Annotated in this window: 18 protein-coding genes and 1 pseudogene; 4 read left to right on the top strand and 15 right to left on the bottom strand. The window is 47.1% G+C overall.

The window, feature by feature from the left end:
* Positions 1 to 16: 16 nt before the first annotated feature.
* The 7 genes from AB4Y93_RS17680 to AB4Y93_RS17650 all read right to left on the bottom strand — a co-directional run bounded on the left by AB4Y93_RS17680 (position 17) and on the right by AB4Y93_RS17650 (position 6,534).
* A complete protein-coding gene (locus tag AB4Y93_RS17680; protein WP_441894186.1) occupies positions 17 to 898 on the bottom strand; it encodes a carbohydrate ABC transporter permease in 882 nt (293 codons plus the stop codon).
* A 92-nt stretch (positions 899 to 990) separates the two neighbouring features.
* Positions 991 to 2,316, bottom strand: a complete 1,326-nt coding sequence (locus tag AB4Y93_RS17675; RefSeq protein ID WP_441894367.1) for an extracellular solute-binding protein — start codon at positions 2,314 to 2,316, stop codon at positions 991 to 993.
* 123 nt (positions 2,317 to 2,439) lie between these two features.
* Positions 2,440 to 3,228, bottom strand: a complete 789-nt coding sequence (locus tag AB4Y93_RS17670) for a response regulator transcription factor (RefSeq protein WP_441894185.1) — start codon at positions 3,226 to 3,228, stop codon at positions 2,440 to 2,442.
* The gene (locus AB4Y93_RS17665) at positions 3,225 to 4,973 is read right to left on the bottom strand and encodes a cache domain-containing sensor histidine kinase (protein ID WP_441894184.1); all 1,749 of its coding nucleotides are present in this window, start codon (positions 4,971 to 4,973) and stop codon (positions 3,225 to 3,227) included. Before AB4Y93_RS17665 ends, AB4Y93_RS17670 begins: the two co-directional genes overlap by 4 nt.
* A 209-nt stretch (positions 4,974 to 5,182) precedes the next feature.
* A complete protein-coding gene (locus AB4Y93_RS17660) occupies positions 5,183 to 5,593 on the bottom strand; it encodes a GNAT family N-acetyltransferase (protein ID WP_441894183.1) in 411 nt (136 codons plus the stop codon).
* 220 nt (positions 5,594 to 5,813) lie between these two features.
* On the bottom strand, positions 5,814 to 6,131 hold the full coding sequence (locus AB4Y93_RS17655; RefSeq protein ID WP_441894182.1) for a carboxymuconolactone decarboxylase family protein: 318 nt from the start codon (positions 6,129 to 6,131) through the stop codon (positions 5,814 to 5,816).
* Positions 6,115 to 6,534 (bottom strand): tautomerase family protein, encoded by a 420-nt coding sequence (locus tag AB4Y93_RS17650; protein WP_441894181.1) that lies wholly within the window; start codon positions 6,532 to 6,534, stop codon positions 6,115 to 6,117. The genes AB4Y93_RS17655 and AB4Y93_RS17650 overlap by 17 nt, the downstream gene beginning before the upstream one ends.
* Before the next feature lie 107 nt (positions 6,535 to 6,641).
* Here AB4Y93_RS17650 and AB4Y93_RS17645 point away from each other — a divergent pair, with 107 nt between their 5' ends.
* Together AB4Y93_RS17645 and AB4Y93_RS17640 are read left to right on the top strand one after the other, a co-directional pair.
* Positions 6,642 to 7,535 carry a LysR family transcriptional regulator gene (locus tag AB4Y93_RS17645; RefSeq protein ID WP_441894180.1) on the top strand — a complete coding sequence of 298 codons (894 nt, stop codon included), beginning with the start codon at positions 6,642 to 6,644 and terminating at the stop codon, positions 7,533 to 7,535.
* A gap of 33 nt (positions 7,536 to 7,568) precedes the next feature.
* Positions 7,569 to 7,967 carry a GNAT family N-acetyltransferase gene (locus AB4Y93_RS17640; protein WP_441894179.1) on the top strand — a complete coding sequence of 133 codons (399 nt, stop codon included), beginning with the start codon at positions 7,569 to 7,571 and terminating at the stop codon, positions 7,965 to 7,967.
* Between the two features lie 70 nt (positions 7,968 to 8,037).
* Here AB4Y93_RS17640 and AB4Y93_RS17635 read toward each other — a convergent pair whose 3' ends face one another.
* From AB4Y93_RS17635 to AB4Y93_RS17615, 5 genes are all read right to left on the bottom strand, one after another.
* On the bottom strand, positions 8,038 to 8,508 hold the full coding sequence (locus tag AB4Y93_RS17635) for a GNAT family N-acetyltransferase (protein ID WP_441894178.1): 471 nt from the start codon (positions 8,506 to 8,508) through the stop codon (positions 8,038 to 8,040).
* A 73-nt stretch (positions 8,509 to 8,581) separates the two neighbouring features.
* Complete coding sequence (locus tag AB4Y93_RS17630; RefSeq protein WP_441894177.1) at positions 8,582 to 9,184, bottom strand: response regulator transcription factor; 603 nt, start codon at positions 9,182 to 9,184, stop codon at positions 8,582 to 8,584.
* On the bottom strand, positions 9,185 to 10,348 hold the full coding sequence (locus tag AB4Y93_RS17625) for a sensor histidine kinase (protein ID WP_441894176.1): 1,164 nt from the start codon (positions 10,346 to 10,348) through the stop codon (positions 9,185 to 9,187).
* The gene (locus AB4Y93_RS17620; RefSeq protein ID WP_441894175.1) at positions 10,348 to 11,106 is read right to left on the bottom strand and encodes an ABC transporter permease; all 759 of its coding nucleotides are present in this window, start codon (positions 11,104 to 11,106) and stop codon (positions 10,348 to 10,350) included. The genes AB4Y93_RS17625 and AB4Y93_RS17620 overlap by 1 nt, the downstream gene beginning before the upstream one ends.
* 16 nt (positions 11,107 to 11,122) lie before the next feature.
* Positions 11,123 to 12,013, bottom strand: a complete 891-nt coding sequence (locus AB4Y93_RS17615; RefSeq protein ID WP_441894174.1) for an ABC transporter ATP-binding protein — start codon at positions 12,011 to 12,013, stop codon at positions 11,123 to 11,125.
* A gap of 203 nt (positions 12,014 to 12,216) precedes the next feature.
* Here AB4Y93_RS17615 and AB4Y93_RS17610 point away from each other — a divergent pair, with 203 nt between their 5' ends.
* Complete coding sequence (locus AB4Y93_RS17610) at positions 12,217 to 12,672, top strand: VOC family protein (RefSeq protein ID WP_441894173.1); 456 nt, start codon at positions 12,217 to 12,219, stop codon at positions 12,670 to 12,672.
* Between the two features lie 273 nt (positions 12,673 to 12,945).
* Here the strand turns inward: AB4Y93_RS17610 and AB4Y93_RS17605 are convergent, their stop codons facing one another.
* Complete coding sequence (locus tag AB4Y93_RS17605; protein WP_441894172.1) at positions 12,946 to 13,608, bottom strand: HD domain-containing protein; 663 nt, start codon at positions 13,606 to 13,608, stop codon at positions 12,946 to 12,948.
* A gap of 2 nt (positions 13,609 to 13,610) precedes the next feature.
* A complete protein-coding gene (locus tag AB4Y93_RS17600; protein WP_441894171.1) occupies positions 13,611 to 13,937 on the bottom strand; it encodes a hypothetical protein in 327 nt (108 codons plus the stop codon).
* Between the two features lie 119 nt (positions 13,938 to 14,056).
* Here AB4Y93_RS17600 and AB4Y93_RS17595 point away from each other — a divergent pair, with 119 nt between their 5' ends.
* Positions 14,057 to 14,491 carry a GNAT family N-acetyltransferase gene (locus tag AB4Y93_RS17595; RefSeq protein WP_441894170.1) on the top strand — a complete coding sequence of 145 codons (435 nt, stop codon included), beginning with the start codon at positions 14,057 to 14,059 and terminating at the stop codon, positions 14,489 to 14,491.
* 58 nt (positions 14,492 to 14,549) lie between these two features.
* Here the strand turns inward: AB4Y93_RS17595 and AB4Y93_RS17590 are convergent.
* Positions 14,550 to 14,874, bottom strand: a pseudogene (locus tag AB4Y93_RS17590) (GNAT family N-acetyltransferase).
* Positions 14,875 to 14,952: the final 78 nt, after the last annotated feature.

Here is a 14,952-nt window from a genome sequence, read left to right as displayed (position 1 = left end):
CTTCGTAAGCAAAAGCTTACGAATATTGGATCGTGTCCTTACTTGCTGTTGCTTTGCGGATGATATAAGTCGCAATGAGACAGATCAAGAGCAGGAAGAATCCAATTGCACTGCCATAGCCGAAGTCATAAGCTTTGAATGCTTTGTGGTACATATAAGAGGCCATTACTTCACTAGAGCCGTTAGGACCACCGTCGGTCATCACATAAATCAAATCGAAATACTTCAAGGAACCAACCACGGCAAGGACAATCGTTACTTTTACAACTTCCATCACAAGCGGAAGCTTGATTCTCCAAGCAATTTGGAAGGAGTTCGCTCCGTCGATCTTAGCCGCTTCCTCAAGTGAAGACGGAATGTTCTTCAGTGCTGCGTAATAAATCAAAATATAGAAGCCCGCGTATTGCCACAGAATCGGAATAAACAATGCGAACAGAACAAGATCCGTTTCTGCAAGCCAAGCGGGAGGATTTGCAACGCCAAGGGATTCTAGCAAGCTATTCATAATACCGTTAGTAGGATGATAGATTTTGAGCCAAAGCTGTGCAATTGCTACTGAGGACAGCAGCATCGGAATTAAGTAAATTTTACGAAACAGGTTTGCTCCTTTAATTTTTGCCGCTAACACCATTGCTACAATAAGATAAACGATAAGACTGACCATTGAAAATACAGCTAGCAAAAGCGAATGTCCTGCACTTTTCCAGAAATCTTCATCTTTAATCAGTGTTGCGTAGTTATCCAGGCCAACCCACTTCATAGCTCCAATTCCGTTCCACTCATTCAGCCCGTAATAGCCTGTCAGAACAATCGGAATATACACGATGGCCAGAATGAGCAGCAACGAAGGCAGGATATATAAGGCAATAACTTTCTTGTTCGATAGTACTTTATCCAAATTGGCCGACTCCTTTCTGCAAAAGGGGAGAGCGCCTATCCGGTCAGTTGCACACCTGGCCGGATAGACCTCCTCTATTCTAGATGTCTGAATTAGTTGCCTTTCGCAATCGCAGCGTCTTGCTCAGCTGCGAATTTGTCTGGCTTAACCGCTTTTCCGAAGAGCGACTGGATCATGTTCAGATGAGTTTCAGCCGCATTAGCCGGCAATTGAACGTCTGCGAACAAGGTGATGCTGCTTGCTTTGTTCAGTTCGTTGAACAGGTCGATGTACAGTTGCGGCAGCTGCAGCGTTGATGTATCGATCTTCGTAGCCGGGATAACACCTGCACCAGTTACGGATTTCTCGCCCCATTTCGTTACGAAGTATTGAACGAAAGCTTTTGCTTCATCTTTCACTTTCGAGTTTTCCGATACGAAGAGGCCTACACCAGGTCCGCCAACCCAGCTGTCCGCGTTTCCTTTGCCGCCTTCAACCGTCGGGAATTTGAAGAACCCAACGTTGTCGCGGAACGATTGCGGAATATCTTCATTCGTTGTGAAGTTAGGCAGGTCCCAAGTACCCATCAGGTACATAGCCGCGTTGCCGTTCGTGAATTCGGATTTTGCTTCTTCATTGGACAGGCCGTTAAAGCCTTTCACGAATGCGTTAGCATCAACTAGTGACTGCACTTCAGTTGCTGCTTGCTGCAGGCCTGGATCTGTGAATTTTGCTTTGCCCGTAATCGCATTAGCTACTGTTTCTTGACCAGCGATGCGGTCAGCCAGGTACATGTACCACAGGGAACCCGTCCAGCGGTCCTTGTTACCAAGGGCGATTGGAGCAACACCGTTATCAGCAAGTGTTTTTACAACCGTTTTGAATTGATCGTAGGTTGTAGGGATTTCAAGGTTATATTTTTTGAAAATTTCTTTGTTGTAGTAGATTGGAGCAATGTTGAACTCCAGTGGAAGCGCATACGTTTTACCGTCAATTGCATAAGCTTCTGTTGTACCTGCTACGAATTTGCCATTCAGCTCACCGCTCAGGAGATCGTCAACTGGTGTGAACAAATTGCCGTCAACATAAGGCTTCAGGAAGCCTGCTGCCCAAGTTACACCTACATCAGGAAGTTGATTAGAAGCAGAGAGGACTTTCAATTTGTTCTTGTATTGCTCGTTATCCAGAACCTCTTGCTTGACTGTAACGTTTGGATGTTCTTTTTGATAATCGTCGATGATTTGATTCACAATTTTATTCTGACCTGCGGATACGCCTTCCGGCCACAGATGCATGAAGTTAATCGTTACTTTCTTGTCGGAACCGCTTTCAGAAGAGCCCCCGTTAGACGCTGTGTTGCCACCGTTCGAGCTGCTGTTGTTGTTATTGCCGCATGCCGCAGTTACAACTGCCAGGCTTAAGATAAGTGCCATTGTCATCCACTTTGTTTGTTTGAACACGTTTACAACCCCTTTTTGACTGATGTGTTTGTGTTGCTAAATAAATTGTAACAGCGCTTTCACAGCAGCATAAGGTCATATGAGTTGGGAAAAGTACTACTTTTATTGGATTGTCTCTTCTGCATGGGAAATGCTCTTCCGGTACTGCCCTGGACTAACTCCTTCATGGGAACGGAATACTTTTACGAAATATTTGGCCGTTTGGTACCCGATCTTCTCGGCAATTTCATTAATAGAAAGCCGTGTATTCGTCAGCAATTCCTTGGCTCTTTGCATTCTTCTTCTCGTTAAATAATCACTGAATGTAAGTCCGGACTGCTCTTTGAAAAGCACGCTGAAATAACTCGCATTCATATGCAAGTAGTCTGCAATATCCTTCATTGTGATTGGCTCACCCAGATGTTCATCCAAGTATTGAATCGCTTCTTTCACCTGCGTACTATATTGGGTTTCCTGCTCCGTTGTCTCCAGCAGCTTCGTATCAACGATCCGCTCCATTCGTTCAACACGATTCATTTCTTCTTCACGGCGGAAAGCAAGCTCCACCGCCTCAACAAGCTTGGTTTTATCTAAAGGCTTAAGTAAATACTCGATAACGCCAAACTGCAGCGCTTTGTGCGCATAATCAAACTGCGGATGACCGGAGATCACAATGATAACTGGAGAATGCGGCCTTTCCCTCAGCTTCTCGACTAGTTCCAGCCCGTTAATCTCCGGCATACGGATATCGGTAATAACCAGATTAGCTTCATTCTCATCCAGCCATTTCAATGCCTCTACTGCGCTGGTCGACGTCGTTATACGGTAACGTCCTGCCGACCAGGATTCCAGCACTTTGCGTACACCTTCTCTTGTTCTTGGTTCATCATCCACGATTAGTATTGTCTTCATTTCCATTCGCCCCCATGCTCAATCGGTATTTCAAAGGACATCTTCGTGCCCGCTCCCTGCTCGCTCTGAATCTGCAGTCCTTCTGCCTCTTCCCCGTAGTAAAGCCTTAACCTGCGATCCACGTTCGATATCCCAACTCCAGTGCCTTTGGCATCATGTACATGTCCAAGCTTCATTGCAGCATACAAGGACTGTACCTTATCAAAGCTCATTCCCGGACCATTATCGAAGACAGATACACGAATATAGCCTGTGCGGTCCGAAGGCTCCACGGTGATGACAACCGCTCCTTGTCCTAGCTGCTGCTCTACTCCATGGGAGATTGCGTTCTCCACAAGCGGCTGAATAAGCAGCTTCGGAATAGGAACACGACGGCAGCTATCATCCGCTTCTATCCGCCAATTGAGGCGATCAATCAGGCGCATCTCCATAATTTTGAGATAACGCTCGGCATGCTCCAGCTCATCTGTCACCTTTACCCATTCATCGTCGTCAGCAGGGTTAATGACATATCGGAATAGGCCTGACATCGCTACAACGACTTGCGAAAGCTCTTCTTCATCTTTGTCTTCTAGCGCCCAATAAAGGGCCTCAAGTGTATTGAATAGAAAATGCGGGTTAATCTGTGCCTGCAGTGCCTTCAGCTCTGTACGGCTCTGTATAATCTCCTTCTGATAAACGACTTCAATCAATTCATTTAACGAGGCGACCATTTGATTGTACGTATTGTTAAGTTCATTAATCTCCAAGGTGGAAGAGGTAACCGGAATCGGCTTCAGTGAGCCGTATTTGGCCCCCCGCATCGCTTTAATCAGATTAAGGATCGGTCTCGTAATCATCGTCGACAGGATGAACGTTAAGATCAGGAACAACAATCCCCCAACCATAATAGATATCTCTATAGCCGTTCGAAGGACCGAGATCCCTTCTGTCGCATAATCAACCGGCGTCAGAATTAGCACCTTCCAGCCTGCCGCCGCATCAAGCTGCTTTTGCACTGGAATAAACGCTTTGCCATTCATCGTAATTCTCTTACTGTCCGTTTGCTGGAGGACATCCTGCGGTATATCAGCCGAGAAGTTAGCAGCAATAATCTGGCCAGAGCCATCGATCAGCCCCATCTCTTCTTTGCTGGATGTTTCATTATCAATCAGCTCAAAGTATTTTTTATCAATCCGAACCAATAAATACCCTGCATTCGAAAAAGACTGGTCAATCAAACGAACGCGGCGGATCGCCGTAATCTGATTCGGATTTTTTGGATCAATTCCGAACCATACAAGCTGACCTGCAGCGTGATCCACTTCACGGATCCATTCATTCGGCACCCGGTCGAACAAGCTGATATCTGTCAGCGGGAACAGCACCCGAAAGCCGTTCGTATATAATTCAATGGACTGCACCCCACTTACATAAGCCTGCTGCTTCCGGATTTCATGCTGCAGGACCTGCCGCTCCTCGAAAGTAAGCTGTGTACCGCCAACTTCCTTGGCCATCAGAGTTTGAATGGAAGCATTAGTCGCCACCTGCATTGTAAACGTATCCATTTGATGCAGCAGAACATCCATCTTACCGGTAGCCTGCACCGCCGTCTGCTGAATATGCTTCTCGGCATTATTGCGCAGCAGCTCCGAGACCTGTCCATACGTGAAAAAGCCTACAGACACAAGTACCAGCAGCATAACGAGCATAAAGCCTAAGAAAATCTGATTCCGTAACGTGTTTATCCGATTGAACTGGAACAACTCGAACCCTCCTGCTCTACTATCTGTAGCCACTACTATACACAAGATGACTAAAAAAAAGAAAGCCCTCTTATGGGCTTGTTTCATTCGCCTGCTGCGGCAAGCTGCTTCTGAGTATGCTCAATCAAGCTTTTCTCCGGCTCCACCTATAACAAAAGGGGATATTGCTGCTAAGAACAATAAGACAATACAGCCCCATATGATCATAGCTAATGCCATCCTCTACTGCTTAAAAGCCTTACAAGATGTCCCTTCACCTGTGGCCATTCTTCCGAAATGACACTAAATATCACATAATCGAGTCCGTTATATTTCTTGCGGAGTACTCCTTCACGTTGTGCTCCCAGCCGTTCGATCGCCTGCTGAGAGCGGTGATGCGACGTAGTTGTAATAAGCTCCACTCTAACCGCTTCCCATTGTTCAAAGGCATATTTCAAGAGCAGGTATTTGCACTCCGTATTTACTTCTGTCCGCCACACCTCTGGTGAATACCAGGTCCAGCCGATATTCAAGTTACGATGAGAAGGGGCAATCCGCAGAAATCTTGTTGTTCCAATGATTCGATTATGCTGTTTGTCGAAGACGGCAAAAGGGAATTCATCGCCCCGTGATACTCCCACAGCTCATCCGAGCGAGAGCATTCATATAAAGCCTTGGCATGCTGCGGCTCAAGCGGAAGCAGCTTTACTCGACGGCCTTCCAGTTCAATAAAATCCATCACTTCCGCCCCCAGTTTTATCCATAATTTTCTATATTGCTATCATATCGTCTCCACAATAATATCGTAAAGGACAAACAAAAAAACGAAAGCATCACAAGATGCCTTCGTTTTCATTTCTACTAGCTATAGGACCTAATCCGCTCTAGAGCGGAAGCCGCTCTTGGCCATCCCACATAAAAAGCTAAGTGCGTAACGGCCTCAATAAGCTCATCCTTGGTTAGGCCATTCTCTTGCGCAAGACGAAGATGATAAGGAAGCTGATCGGTATGTCCTCCTGCTACAAGTGCCGCTACCGTAATCAAGCTCCGCTCCCTAAGCGGCAGCTCCTCTCTGCGCCATAAATCTCCGAACAGAATTTCATCAGAATATCGGGCAAAAGCAGGCGCGAATTCGCCATAGTTCTCTTTTACACTAGTCGTATCAATCTTCGGATGCATGGGGCTGCACCTCCCTTACGATTTCAAGCATCTGAGCAATTCCGCTGCCAAAGGTCCAATCCTCTAACTCCGTGCCTACCAGCACAACAAAGACGTCCTCTGCACGAATACCAATCTTACTCAGACGCTGTGCAAGCTCCGAATAGAAGCTTTTCTTCTGCTCCACGGTTCGTCCGGACTTGAGTGTAATCTGGATATATAGCAGCCGATCCGTTCGCTCGACATTCAAGTAGCTTGGGCTGTAGAAAAACTCACCTGGTTTATGAGCATGGAACAGCTGGAAATAATCATCCACGGGCACGTGGAAATGCTCCATCAGCGCAGCATGAATCTCAAGGCTGATAAGGGAGAGTTCCTTTCCTTCATACTGATCCTCCCTATAACTGACTCGGATAAAAGGCATAAGCATCACTCCTTGGTTAAGATGCTTTTATTGTATATCGCTCAGCTAAATCTATATAATTGAATTAATTAAACAACTCATTCAGTTATATAGATGGAGATGATTCCATGGATTTAAAGGAACTAACCGCCTTTCAAACGATATTAAAAGTAGGCAGCTTCGCCAAAGCRGCTGAAAAGCTGAATTATGCCCAGTCTACGATTACGAACCAGATTCAGCGGCTGGAGAAGGAGCTTGGGTTTCAGCTATTCAACCGGGGCTGGGAAGCGGAGCTGACACCTGCCGGTCGAATATATGCCGCAGAGGTTGACCGCCTGATTCAGCACTGGCATTATGTCTCCGATCAGGCAAAAGCTATCCTGCAGGATGAGATCGGCACCATTCATGTCGGCATGCTTGAGACTCACGCCAGGGGGATCATGCAAGAAGCATTACAGCAGTTTCGTGCAACAAGGCCCGGTGTGACCTGCAACTTTATCATTGGGAATACCGATCAGCTGTCAACTGAGCTTCAGCTTCAGCAAATTGACTTTGCCATTTGCGGCGAGCCGAGCGACATATCTGAGTTACGCTTTGAACCTTTGTATGAGGAGAAGATTTTACTCGTGGCGGCTGAGAACCACCCCATTCACGACCACAATCATCCCGTAAAATTCGAGGACTTGCTTCAGTACCCCATGTTCGTTGGTGGCCCGACTTGCCTTTATTACATAAGCCTAACGAAGCAATTCGCGAGATATGAGAAAATGCCGCAGCTGTACTCTGTCAGCCAGATATCTGCTATTCCTGGCTTCGTAGCGCAGGTTCCTTTCATTGGCGCCGTGCTCGCCACCACTCCGCTGCCGAAGCATGTAATCCCCATCCCTGTCGATTGGAATCCGCCGTCTATTCCTGTTGGTCTTCTTCAGATGCGGGGTACGATTTATCCGTCTATAGCTTGTGAGCAATTAAAGAAACAGATAAAAGAAGTCGTTGCCAACCATTACCAATTCCATTTATGATAGATCAATCAAACTTTGTGAGGTGTAATTGCCATGTCTATTGAATACCGCATTAAAGCTCCAGTTACAGCGATTCAAATTGCAGAAGTATTCCGCAGCTCCGGTATCAAACGTCCTGTAGATGATCTTGCCCGCATCCAAAAAATGATCGACAACGCCGATCTTATCCTGTCGGCATGGAATGGTGACCAATTGGTCGGCATCGCAAGAGCAATTACCGACTTTTCTTATTGCTGCTACCTGTCCGATCTAGCGGTCATCCAAACCCATCAACGACTTGGAATTGGCAAAGAGCTCGTTAATCGGGTTCGCGAACATATTGGTGAAGAGGTTGCACTTTTGCTTCTTTCCGCACCTTCTGCCATGGACTATTATCCTCAGATCGGCTTTGCCAAAGCCGACAATGCCTTTCTCATCAAGCGTATCCGATAAAGAATGGACATAAAAAATGAGCTTCAACGAGGACCCGTTGAAGCTCATTTTTGTATACTTAAGCTTGGGCTTATAAAGCCGTGTTCTTCATAATGTACCAATAATCTGTCTCATCAGGATAAGCATGTTTCTCAATGGCTTCGTAATTCAGCTTGCTATAGAAGGCAATATTGTCCGGAATGGATAAGCGTACACCCAGTCTCGATTCCTTAAGCCCTTTATCTTTCGCATACGATTCAACAAATCTCACAAGCCGCTTGCCAATTCCTTGACCCCGATAAGAGGGAAGAACGGAAACTCTGCCGATATAAACATGCTGATCGTGAAGTACGAATTGCCCGGACCCTGCTATTACGCCGTTCACAAGTGCCAGAACCGCTCCGCCACGCTCTGTAATCTTTTTTGTTATATCCTCAACCGTCTCCGAAAGTGCTCCAGCAGGAGGAGTCAGTTTCCCTCTATATTCCTCGAAGGCCATCATCATGACCTTATGCACAACTGGTATTTCTTCTAAACCTGCCAGCCGGATAACTACCTCCATATGGCCCTCCACCAATCATTTTTCTTTTCATTCTAACACCGTTAAAGGCGCAGCGTCACGCTCATCACTACTCTTAGTCCAGCCAGCCATTCTTCTCCGCGATGCCAATCGCATCGATCCGGTTCTTGGCGTCGAGCTTCTGAATCGCTTCCGATAAGTAATTGCGGACCGTACCCGCTGAAAGAAACAGCGTTGATGCAATCTCACCGGCCGGCTTGCCTTCCCGTGCCAGTCGAAGCACTTCCCGCTCCCGCTCGGTGAGCGGATTCTCCGCTTCCCAGAAGGATAAAGCAAGCTCCGGACTAACCGCCCGTTTCCCAGCATAGACATTGCGAAGCGCAGCAGACAGCTCGTCAATCGGGGAATCCTTGAGCAGGAAGCCCTTTACCCCCGCCTTCATCGCCCGCTGGAAATAACCTGACCGTGAGAACGTCGTCAAGATAACAACAAGGCAAGGATGTTTATTAACACGAAGACGCTCTGCTACGTCGAGCCCGGACAGCTTCGGCATCTCTATGTCCATCACACATATATCGGGTGTCAAACTTCGGATCATCTCAAGTGCCTGCTCGCCATCTTCCGCTTGTCCCACGACCTCAAGATCTTCTTCCATATCCAGTAAGGCGCTAAGCGCACCGCGCAGCATGCCCTGATCTTCGGCTACAAGTACTCTCATTTATGTGGACTCTCCCTTCTTCGATGACGAGCGTACTCTAGGCACGACTATGGTCAAAATACTTCCAGTACTTTTCGTGGATTGGAAAACCAACTTGCCGTCCACCAAGTTTAATCGTTCCTGCATGCCTCTAAGTCCAGTATGAGCAGGACCCTTATCTGCCAAATCACAGCCGACCCCATTATCCCGGATTGCCAGACGATACTGATCAGGCGTCATCGCCCACTCAATCACACATTGGCGCGCTTCGCTATGCTTGACCACATTCGTTACCGCTTCACGCAGACTCATGCCAAGCATATTGTTGATAAGCGGGCTTAGTGATGCGGAAGCTGGATCACCTTGAACCTTCATCGTAATATATGCCGCAGCAAGTATCCTTTTGGCATTCGACAGTTCATCCTGCAAAGTTACTGTGTTCATGCCGGACACCAGCTCGCGAACCTGCTTCAGTGCTGCCCGAGAGGTAAGCTGGACATCACGAATTTCCTGCTTGGCCCGCTCCGGATGTTGAACAATAAGCTTCTCAGCTAATTCACTCTTCAGCGTAATCATCGTCAGCGTATGACCGAGTGTATCATGCAGCTCGCGGGAAATCCGCTGACGTTCCTCCTGCTTGGATAAACGGGAAATCTCATCATTGGCCAGTTGTAACTGGGTGCGGAGCAGCTTGGAACGGCGCCCAATAAACATAACAAACGGCAATAACAATACCGCAAGCATCGCGGGCAGCAAATCAAGCAGTGCATCCATCCGATCAAGTACTTCGTAATGCCACACCTCAAACCCAAATAACAGAAGTATCCCCGACAGTGCAATACCCACCTGACGCAGATTGGGCAGCAGGCCAATCATCGAGGCCGTAAAGAAGCCCATGTACATAAAATCCTCATCATATCGCCAACTGAAATAAGCAATGATACAAAGGTGGAGCATAACAGCCCATATTCGCCATTTTCTGCTCAAATGACCAACAATATAGCTGACAATAAACAAGATAATGAGCGGAAATCCAACCCATTGATCCACCAGCGACTGCTCTCCGATTGAAAAGATTGGAAATAAAATGTAGACAAGCCATAGCAGCATAAAGAAAATTGGCGGCCCCCCGTCAGGGGGCCGCTTTGTTATAAATCGACGTAAAGCATGCAGTAAGTTTTGCATTACACCGCTTCCTGTTTTTTCATGATATAAGACGAAATCGCAAGGAATACAACCACATAAGCAACCAGTATCCCAACACCACCCCAGTCGATCGACACGCCTGCAACCGCATCCCAAGCCCCTTGGCCAAGACGATAGGTTGGTGTAAGATGGGCGATTGTCTTCATAGTGCTAGACATCGTATCCGTTGGGAACCACAGACCGCCCAATATGGAAAGTCCCATATAGCATATCATGGAAAGCACCTGTACAAAATCCGCATTTTTGATCGAGCCGATTAGTGTGCCAAGCCCCATAAAGGAGAAACCACCAATAAAAATAAATAATCCGCATGTAATCCAGGTCGAAGCACTTAAGTCCACACCTTTGAAAATACCACCAACAAGGAACATCACGATAATAATAGTAAGGTTAATAACGGCTTGCGACAGTACTTTAGACAATACATAAGACCATGATGGCAAAGGTGTGATTTTCAGCAAAGCCAACCATCCTTGACTTCGCTCTCTTGACAGCCGCTGAGCATAGGAAGTAAGGCTCGCCCCTACAACGCCATACACTGTCATTGACATTAGATAATAGGATTTCCAATCGACGTTGCCAACTTGCGCATTGTCACCAATTGTATTGGTGAATATAAAGTAAAACACAACCGGCATAATAAACGAGAAAATAACAAACCGGCGATTACGCACTGTACGCAGCAGCTCCGCTTTACATTGGGCAAGCGTTGCTTTCATATTTGAAGATTGACTCATTAGAAAATATCCCCCTTTAGTTCGTGGAGTGGACGATTGCCTGGAAGGCATCTTCCAGACCGCCACTTTGGATTTCGATATCTTTCATATCGATACGTTGTTCAATCAACGTTACAATTAGTCGATCCGTATCCCGGCTTTGCAGCTTCACGCGTCTGCCGTTCCATTCCACATCTATTACACCTGGCAGCGCTAGCAGCTGTTCCGATGTAACGGAAGCACCAGCTGTGAACGAAATGACGCGGCCCGTTGTTTCTGCTTTAATCTGACTTGGCGAGCCATCAGCAACAACTTTGCCTTGATTAATAACAACAATGCGGTCTGCAAGGCTGTCTGCTTCTTCCAAGTAATGCGTCGTCAGGACAACCGTACGTCCTTTATCAGCCATAGAACGAATCGTATCCCAGAACATCTGGCGGGACGTTACGTCCATTCCAACCGTTGGCTCATCGAGGAAAATAATCTCCGGATCGCCTGACGCTGCAAGCGCAAATCCCAATCGGCGCTGCTGTCCGCCGGACAGCGAAGCGGCCATTTTGTCTTTTTCCTTCTCGAGGCCAGAGATGCGAAGCAGCTCCTGCAGGGAAAGCGGATTGCTGTAATAGTTGCGGAACAGCTCTATGGTCTCCGCGACTTTCAGGTTATCGATGACACTGACTTCCTGGAGCATCGCGCCGATTCGGTTGCGCACAGCTATATCTTTTGGGCTTCCGCCCAGCAGCTTAATCGTCCCGGAGGTCGGCTGCTTCAGTCCTAGAATCATGGAGATCGTCGTCGTCTTACCGGCACCATTTGGCCCGAGCAGCGCGATAACGGTTCCTTTTTCCACCTTCAGCGATAAATTATCTACCGCCTTTTTGCCTTGGTAGATTTTCGAAACATTATTTAGTTCGATTGCAAAACTCATTGTTTAGTTCACTCCCGCTATCTATAATTTGTCATGATGTTATCGGCTTCTGAAGTTGTTGTCTTGCTTATGTATTCATCTTACCGTTTCCGGATCTGTGATCCTACGCATGAACGTAATCTCTTTCAGATGACAAATGTCATATCATGGACATGATAAGTTACAATAAAGGCCGTACATACAAACAAAAGGAGCTTACCGACATGATTGATTCCATCTTCGAAACCCATCTGCAAGTGACAGATCTGGACCGTTCCATCAGGTTTTATACTCGTCTGGGGCTGACTCTTGCGTTACATAAAACTGAGCGGAGGTCGGCTTTCTTCTATGTAGGAGAACGCAGAGATCTGCTGGCATTAAAAGAGGTTCCTAACGGACAGAAGCTGCAGCCTCGCCATTTCGCCTTTGGCGTTGAGCTCAACCAGCTGCTGCTGGCCTCCGACTGGCTGATTGAACGGGGGCTCTACCCGCTTCCCGGCTTTGGCAAAGATGCATCTGAGCCATTCGTCCATGCGTGGATGCCGGCAGCAAGCGTCTATTTCAACGACCACGACGGCAACGAGCTCGAATTTATGGCATGGCTGGACGACGAGCCGCAGAATTTGGACTATGTTCCTCACTTAAGTGAATGGAATAAGATCAAAAATACGCTGACGTAAAAAAGACCTCCGGCGGGTCTTTTTTTCTTGGATTGACAGTCACATCGACTATTGAGTCTCAGACCCGCCGCGTAAATTGTAGTTTGTACAGGATATGAGAGGACTTTCGTTTGTAGGGGATGCTGCGTTGTATTTTGTGCAACATAATACCCCTTGCTCGGGCTATTCAAGGTTGCACACACCTAAAATACTGCACGAAATACAACGCAGCTTCTATATAAGGAGATTCTGATGGAATACGTTGTACAAAATACAATGCAGCTTATGTGGGCTCTAACGGTTCCCGTCCCACTCCTCGTAAAACTGCTCCACATACTGCTCCATATAGCGATGACGCTCCTCCGCTATCCGTTTGGCTGCGTCCGTGTTAACCAAATCTTTAAGCTTAAGCAGCTTCTCATGAAAATGATTAATAGCCGTGCTTTTCCCGTTCCGGTATTCCTCCGTGGTCATCTCGCTGCGGGGCGGAATATCCGGATCATGGATCGGATGCCCTTTCCAGCCGGCGTACAGGAATGCTCTTGCTATAGCGATGGCGCCAATAGCATCAAGACGGTCGGCATCCTGCACAACCTTACCTTCTAGTGTACGCATCGGTGGATTAGTCCCAGCGTTATAGGACATATTCGAGATGATTTCCACAACATGGCCCCGCTGCTCTTCATCAGGCATATACGCTTCAAGCCATGAAAGGACCTTTTGCAGTCCAGCTTCCTTCGATGGGTTAAGCTTTTCGTCCGCCACATCATGCAGCAGCGCCGCAATCGTACAGACGAAAGCATCCGCCCCTTCCTCTCGGGCGATACGTTTAGCCATTTGAACAACCCGGTGGATATGCCACCAATCATGGCCGCTAGCGTCCTTTTCCATTTCGGAACGGCTGAACAACTCCGCCGCACGAATGATTTTCTCTTGTTCGGTATTCGCAATTCCCATCGTTACACCTCTTGTGTTAATGAATTTGTGGCATTCTTCGCTCTGGAGATAGCTGCACCTGCCAAACAAAGCTTTACCAATAATAAGCCGATCCCTATATATACAATGACCATCCAGAAAGTAAAAGCATTAGGATGCTCAGTAGCCCAGACCCATTGCGGAGGTGAATCCGTGCTCCAAGAATTCGTCATGTTCGGATCAAACCCGCTCTTCCTATAGGCTATAGCCCAAATCTGATAGATCTTTGCAATCGCATATCCGACGACACACCCAACAATTCCACCTACATGATAAAAAGGATTAACTTTCTCAAATAGATAATCTAACATTTATCCTAACGCCCCCTCCTACTGTAAATATTTGTATACCACCTAAAATGATTATACCCGTCTCTTCCCTTGTAGACCATGATGGAATTCGAGATGATGATAGTGGAGGTGACGGCAGCTTGATTACTATAAAAAAAATAACGGCAGACAACTGGTACGCCTGTACATTGCTTGAACCAACCGAAGAGCAAAGAGAGCTGTTTCCCGCTCCTGCTGTATTCTGGCTGGCAGAAGCCGCTTATTGCGGGATGAATGCGCTAGCCCTATATGCGGAGAAGAATATCGTAGGATTTGCTGTCTACGCCATTGATCCCGAGGACGGGCACTATTGGATTATGGCTTTTATGATAGACCGGAGATATCAGACCAAAGGATATGGACGTCTTGGCATGCAGGAGCTGGTCAAGCATATCCATAACAACCATCAATGCGAGGTTATTCGATTAGGACATCGCCCAAATAATGAGCGGGCAGCGCATTTATATGCCTCATTAGGCTTTATGGAGATCAACCAGACGGAATACGAGGTCATTCGGCAGCTCTCATTTGAATAAAACGCAAGAAAGGCCGATGCCCCTCATTCGGAGCTCCGGCCTTTCCCTTTATCTTTCCTTATAGCTGCTTCTCATAGCAAAGACTAGACTCACAATCCACATACTCACCAAAACGATCGATCGCGTAATAGCCATGTTTCCTATAAAAAGCAAGAGCCTCCGGCTGAGGAGCGCCTGCCTCGCTTAATTCCACCACACCCTGCTGGCTTACCATCCACATAGGCCACGACAAAAGTCATCGCCTTCACAGCTGGATCGCTAAAGTCGACTGTAAAAATCTCGTCCGGCGACGAATACCGCTGCCCCAAGTCCTCATCCAGCTTGCGGATTAGTTCATGCAGATGTACATTATCATGCTGTACTTGCTCAATTGTCCGTATCATATTTCTCTCTCCATCCCAGCTTATGCTGTCTTTTCTCTTATTTTAGCCAATGATATAGAAACACAGCAAACCCCACTC

This window comes from Paenibacillus sp. YAF4_2, from assembly GCF_052113225.1.
In the GTDB taxonomy this organism is placed as follows: Bacteria; Bacillota; Bacilli; order Paenibacillales; family Paenibacillaceae; genus Pristimantibacillus.
This window is presented reverse-complemented; position numbering and strand designations above follow the sequence as displayed.

Bases quoted from the DNA above. Each gene is read 5' to 3' on its own strand.
- AB4Y93_RS17635 (WP_441894178.1), bottom strand. From the start codon at position 8,508: ATGGAGGTAGTTATCCGGCTGGCAGGTTTAGAAGAAATACCAGTTGTG.
- AB4Y93_RS17615 (WP_441894174.1), bottom strand. From the start codon at position 12,013: ATGAGTTTTGCAATCGAACTAAATAATGTTTCGAAAATCTACCAAGGC.
- AB4Y93_RS17675 (WP_441894367.1), bottom strand. From the start codon at position 2,316: ATGACAATGGCACTTATCTTAAGCCTGGCAGTTGTAACTGCGGCATGC.
- AB4Y93_RS17655 (WP_441894182.1), bottom strand. From the start codon at position 6,131: ATGCATCCGAAGATTGATACGACTAGTGTAAAAGAGAACTATGGCGAA.
- AB4Y93_RS17625 (WP_441894176.1), bottom strand. From the start codon at position 10,348: ATGCAAAACTTACTGCATGCTTTACGTCGATTTATAACAAAGCGGCCC.
- AB4Y93_RS17610 (WP_441894173.1), top strand. From the start codon at position 12,217: ATGATTGATTCCATCTTCGAAACCCATCTGCAAGTGACAGATCTGGAC.
- AB4Y93_RS17600 (WP_441894171.1), bottom strand. From the start codon at position 13,937: ATGTTAGATTATCTATTTGAGAAAGTTAATCCTTTTTATCATGTAGGT.
- AB4Y93_RS17640 (WP_441894179.1), top strand. From the start codon at position 7,569: ATGTCTATTGAATACCGCATTAAAGCTCCAGTTACAGCGATTCAAATT.
- AB4Y93_RS17670 (WP_441894185.1), bottom strand. From the start codon at position 3,228: ATGAAGACAATACTAATCGTGGATGATGAACCAAGAACAAGAGAAGGT.
- AB4Y93_RS17650 (WP_441894181.1), bottom strand. From the start codon at position 6,534: ATGCCTTTTATCCGAGTCAGTTATAGGGAGGATCAGTATGAAGGAAAG.
- AB4Y93_RS17605 (WP_441894172.1), bottom strand. From the start codon at position 13,608: ATGGGAATTGCGAATACCGAACAAGAGAAAATCATTCGTGCGGCGGAG.
- AB4Y93_RS17620 (WP_441894175.1), bottom strand. From the start codon at position 11,106: ATGAGTCAATCTTCAAATATGAAAGCAACGCTTGCCCAATGTAAAGCG.
- AB4Y93_RS17630 (WP_441894177.1), bottom strand. From the start codon at position 9,184: ATGAGAGTACTTGTAGCCGAAGATCAGGGCATGCTGCGCGGTGCGCTT.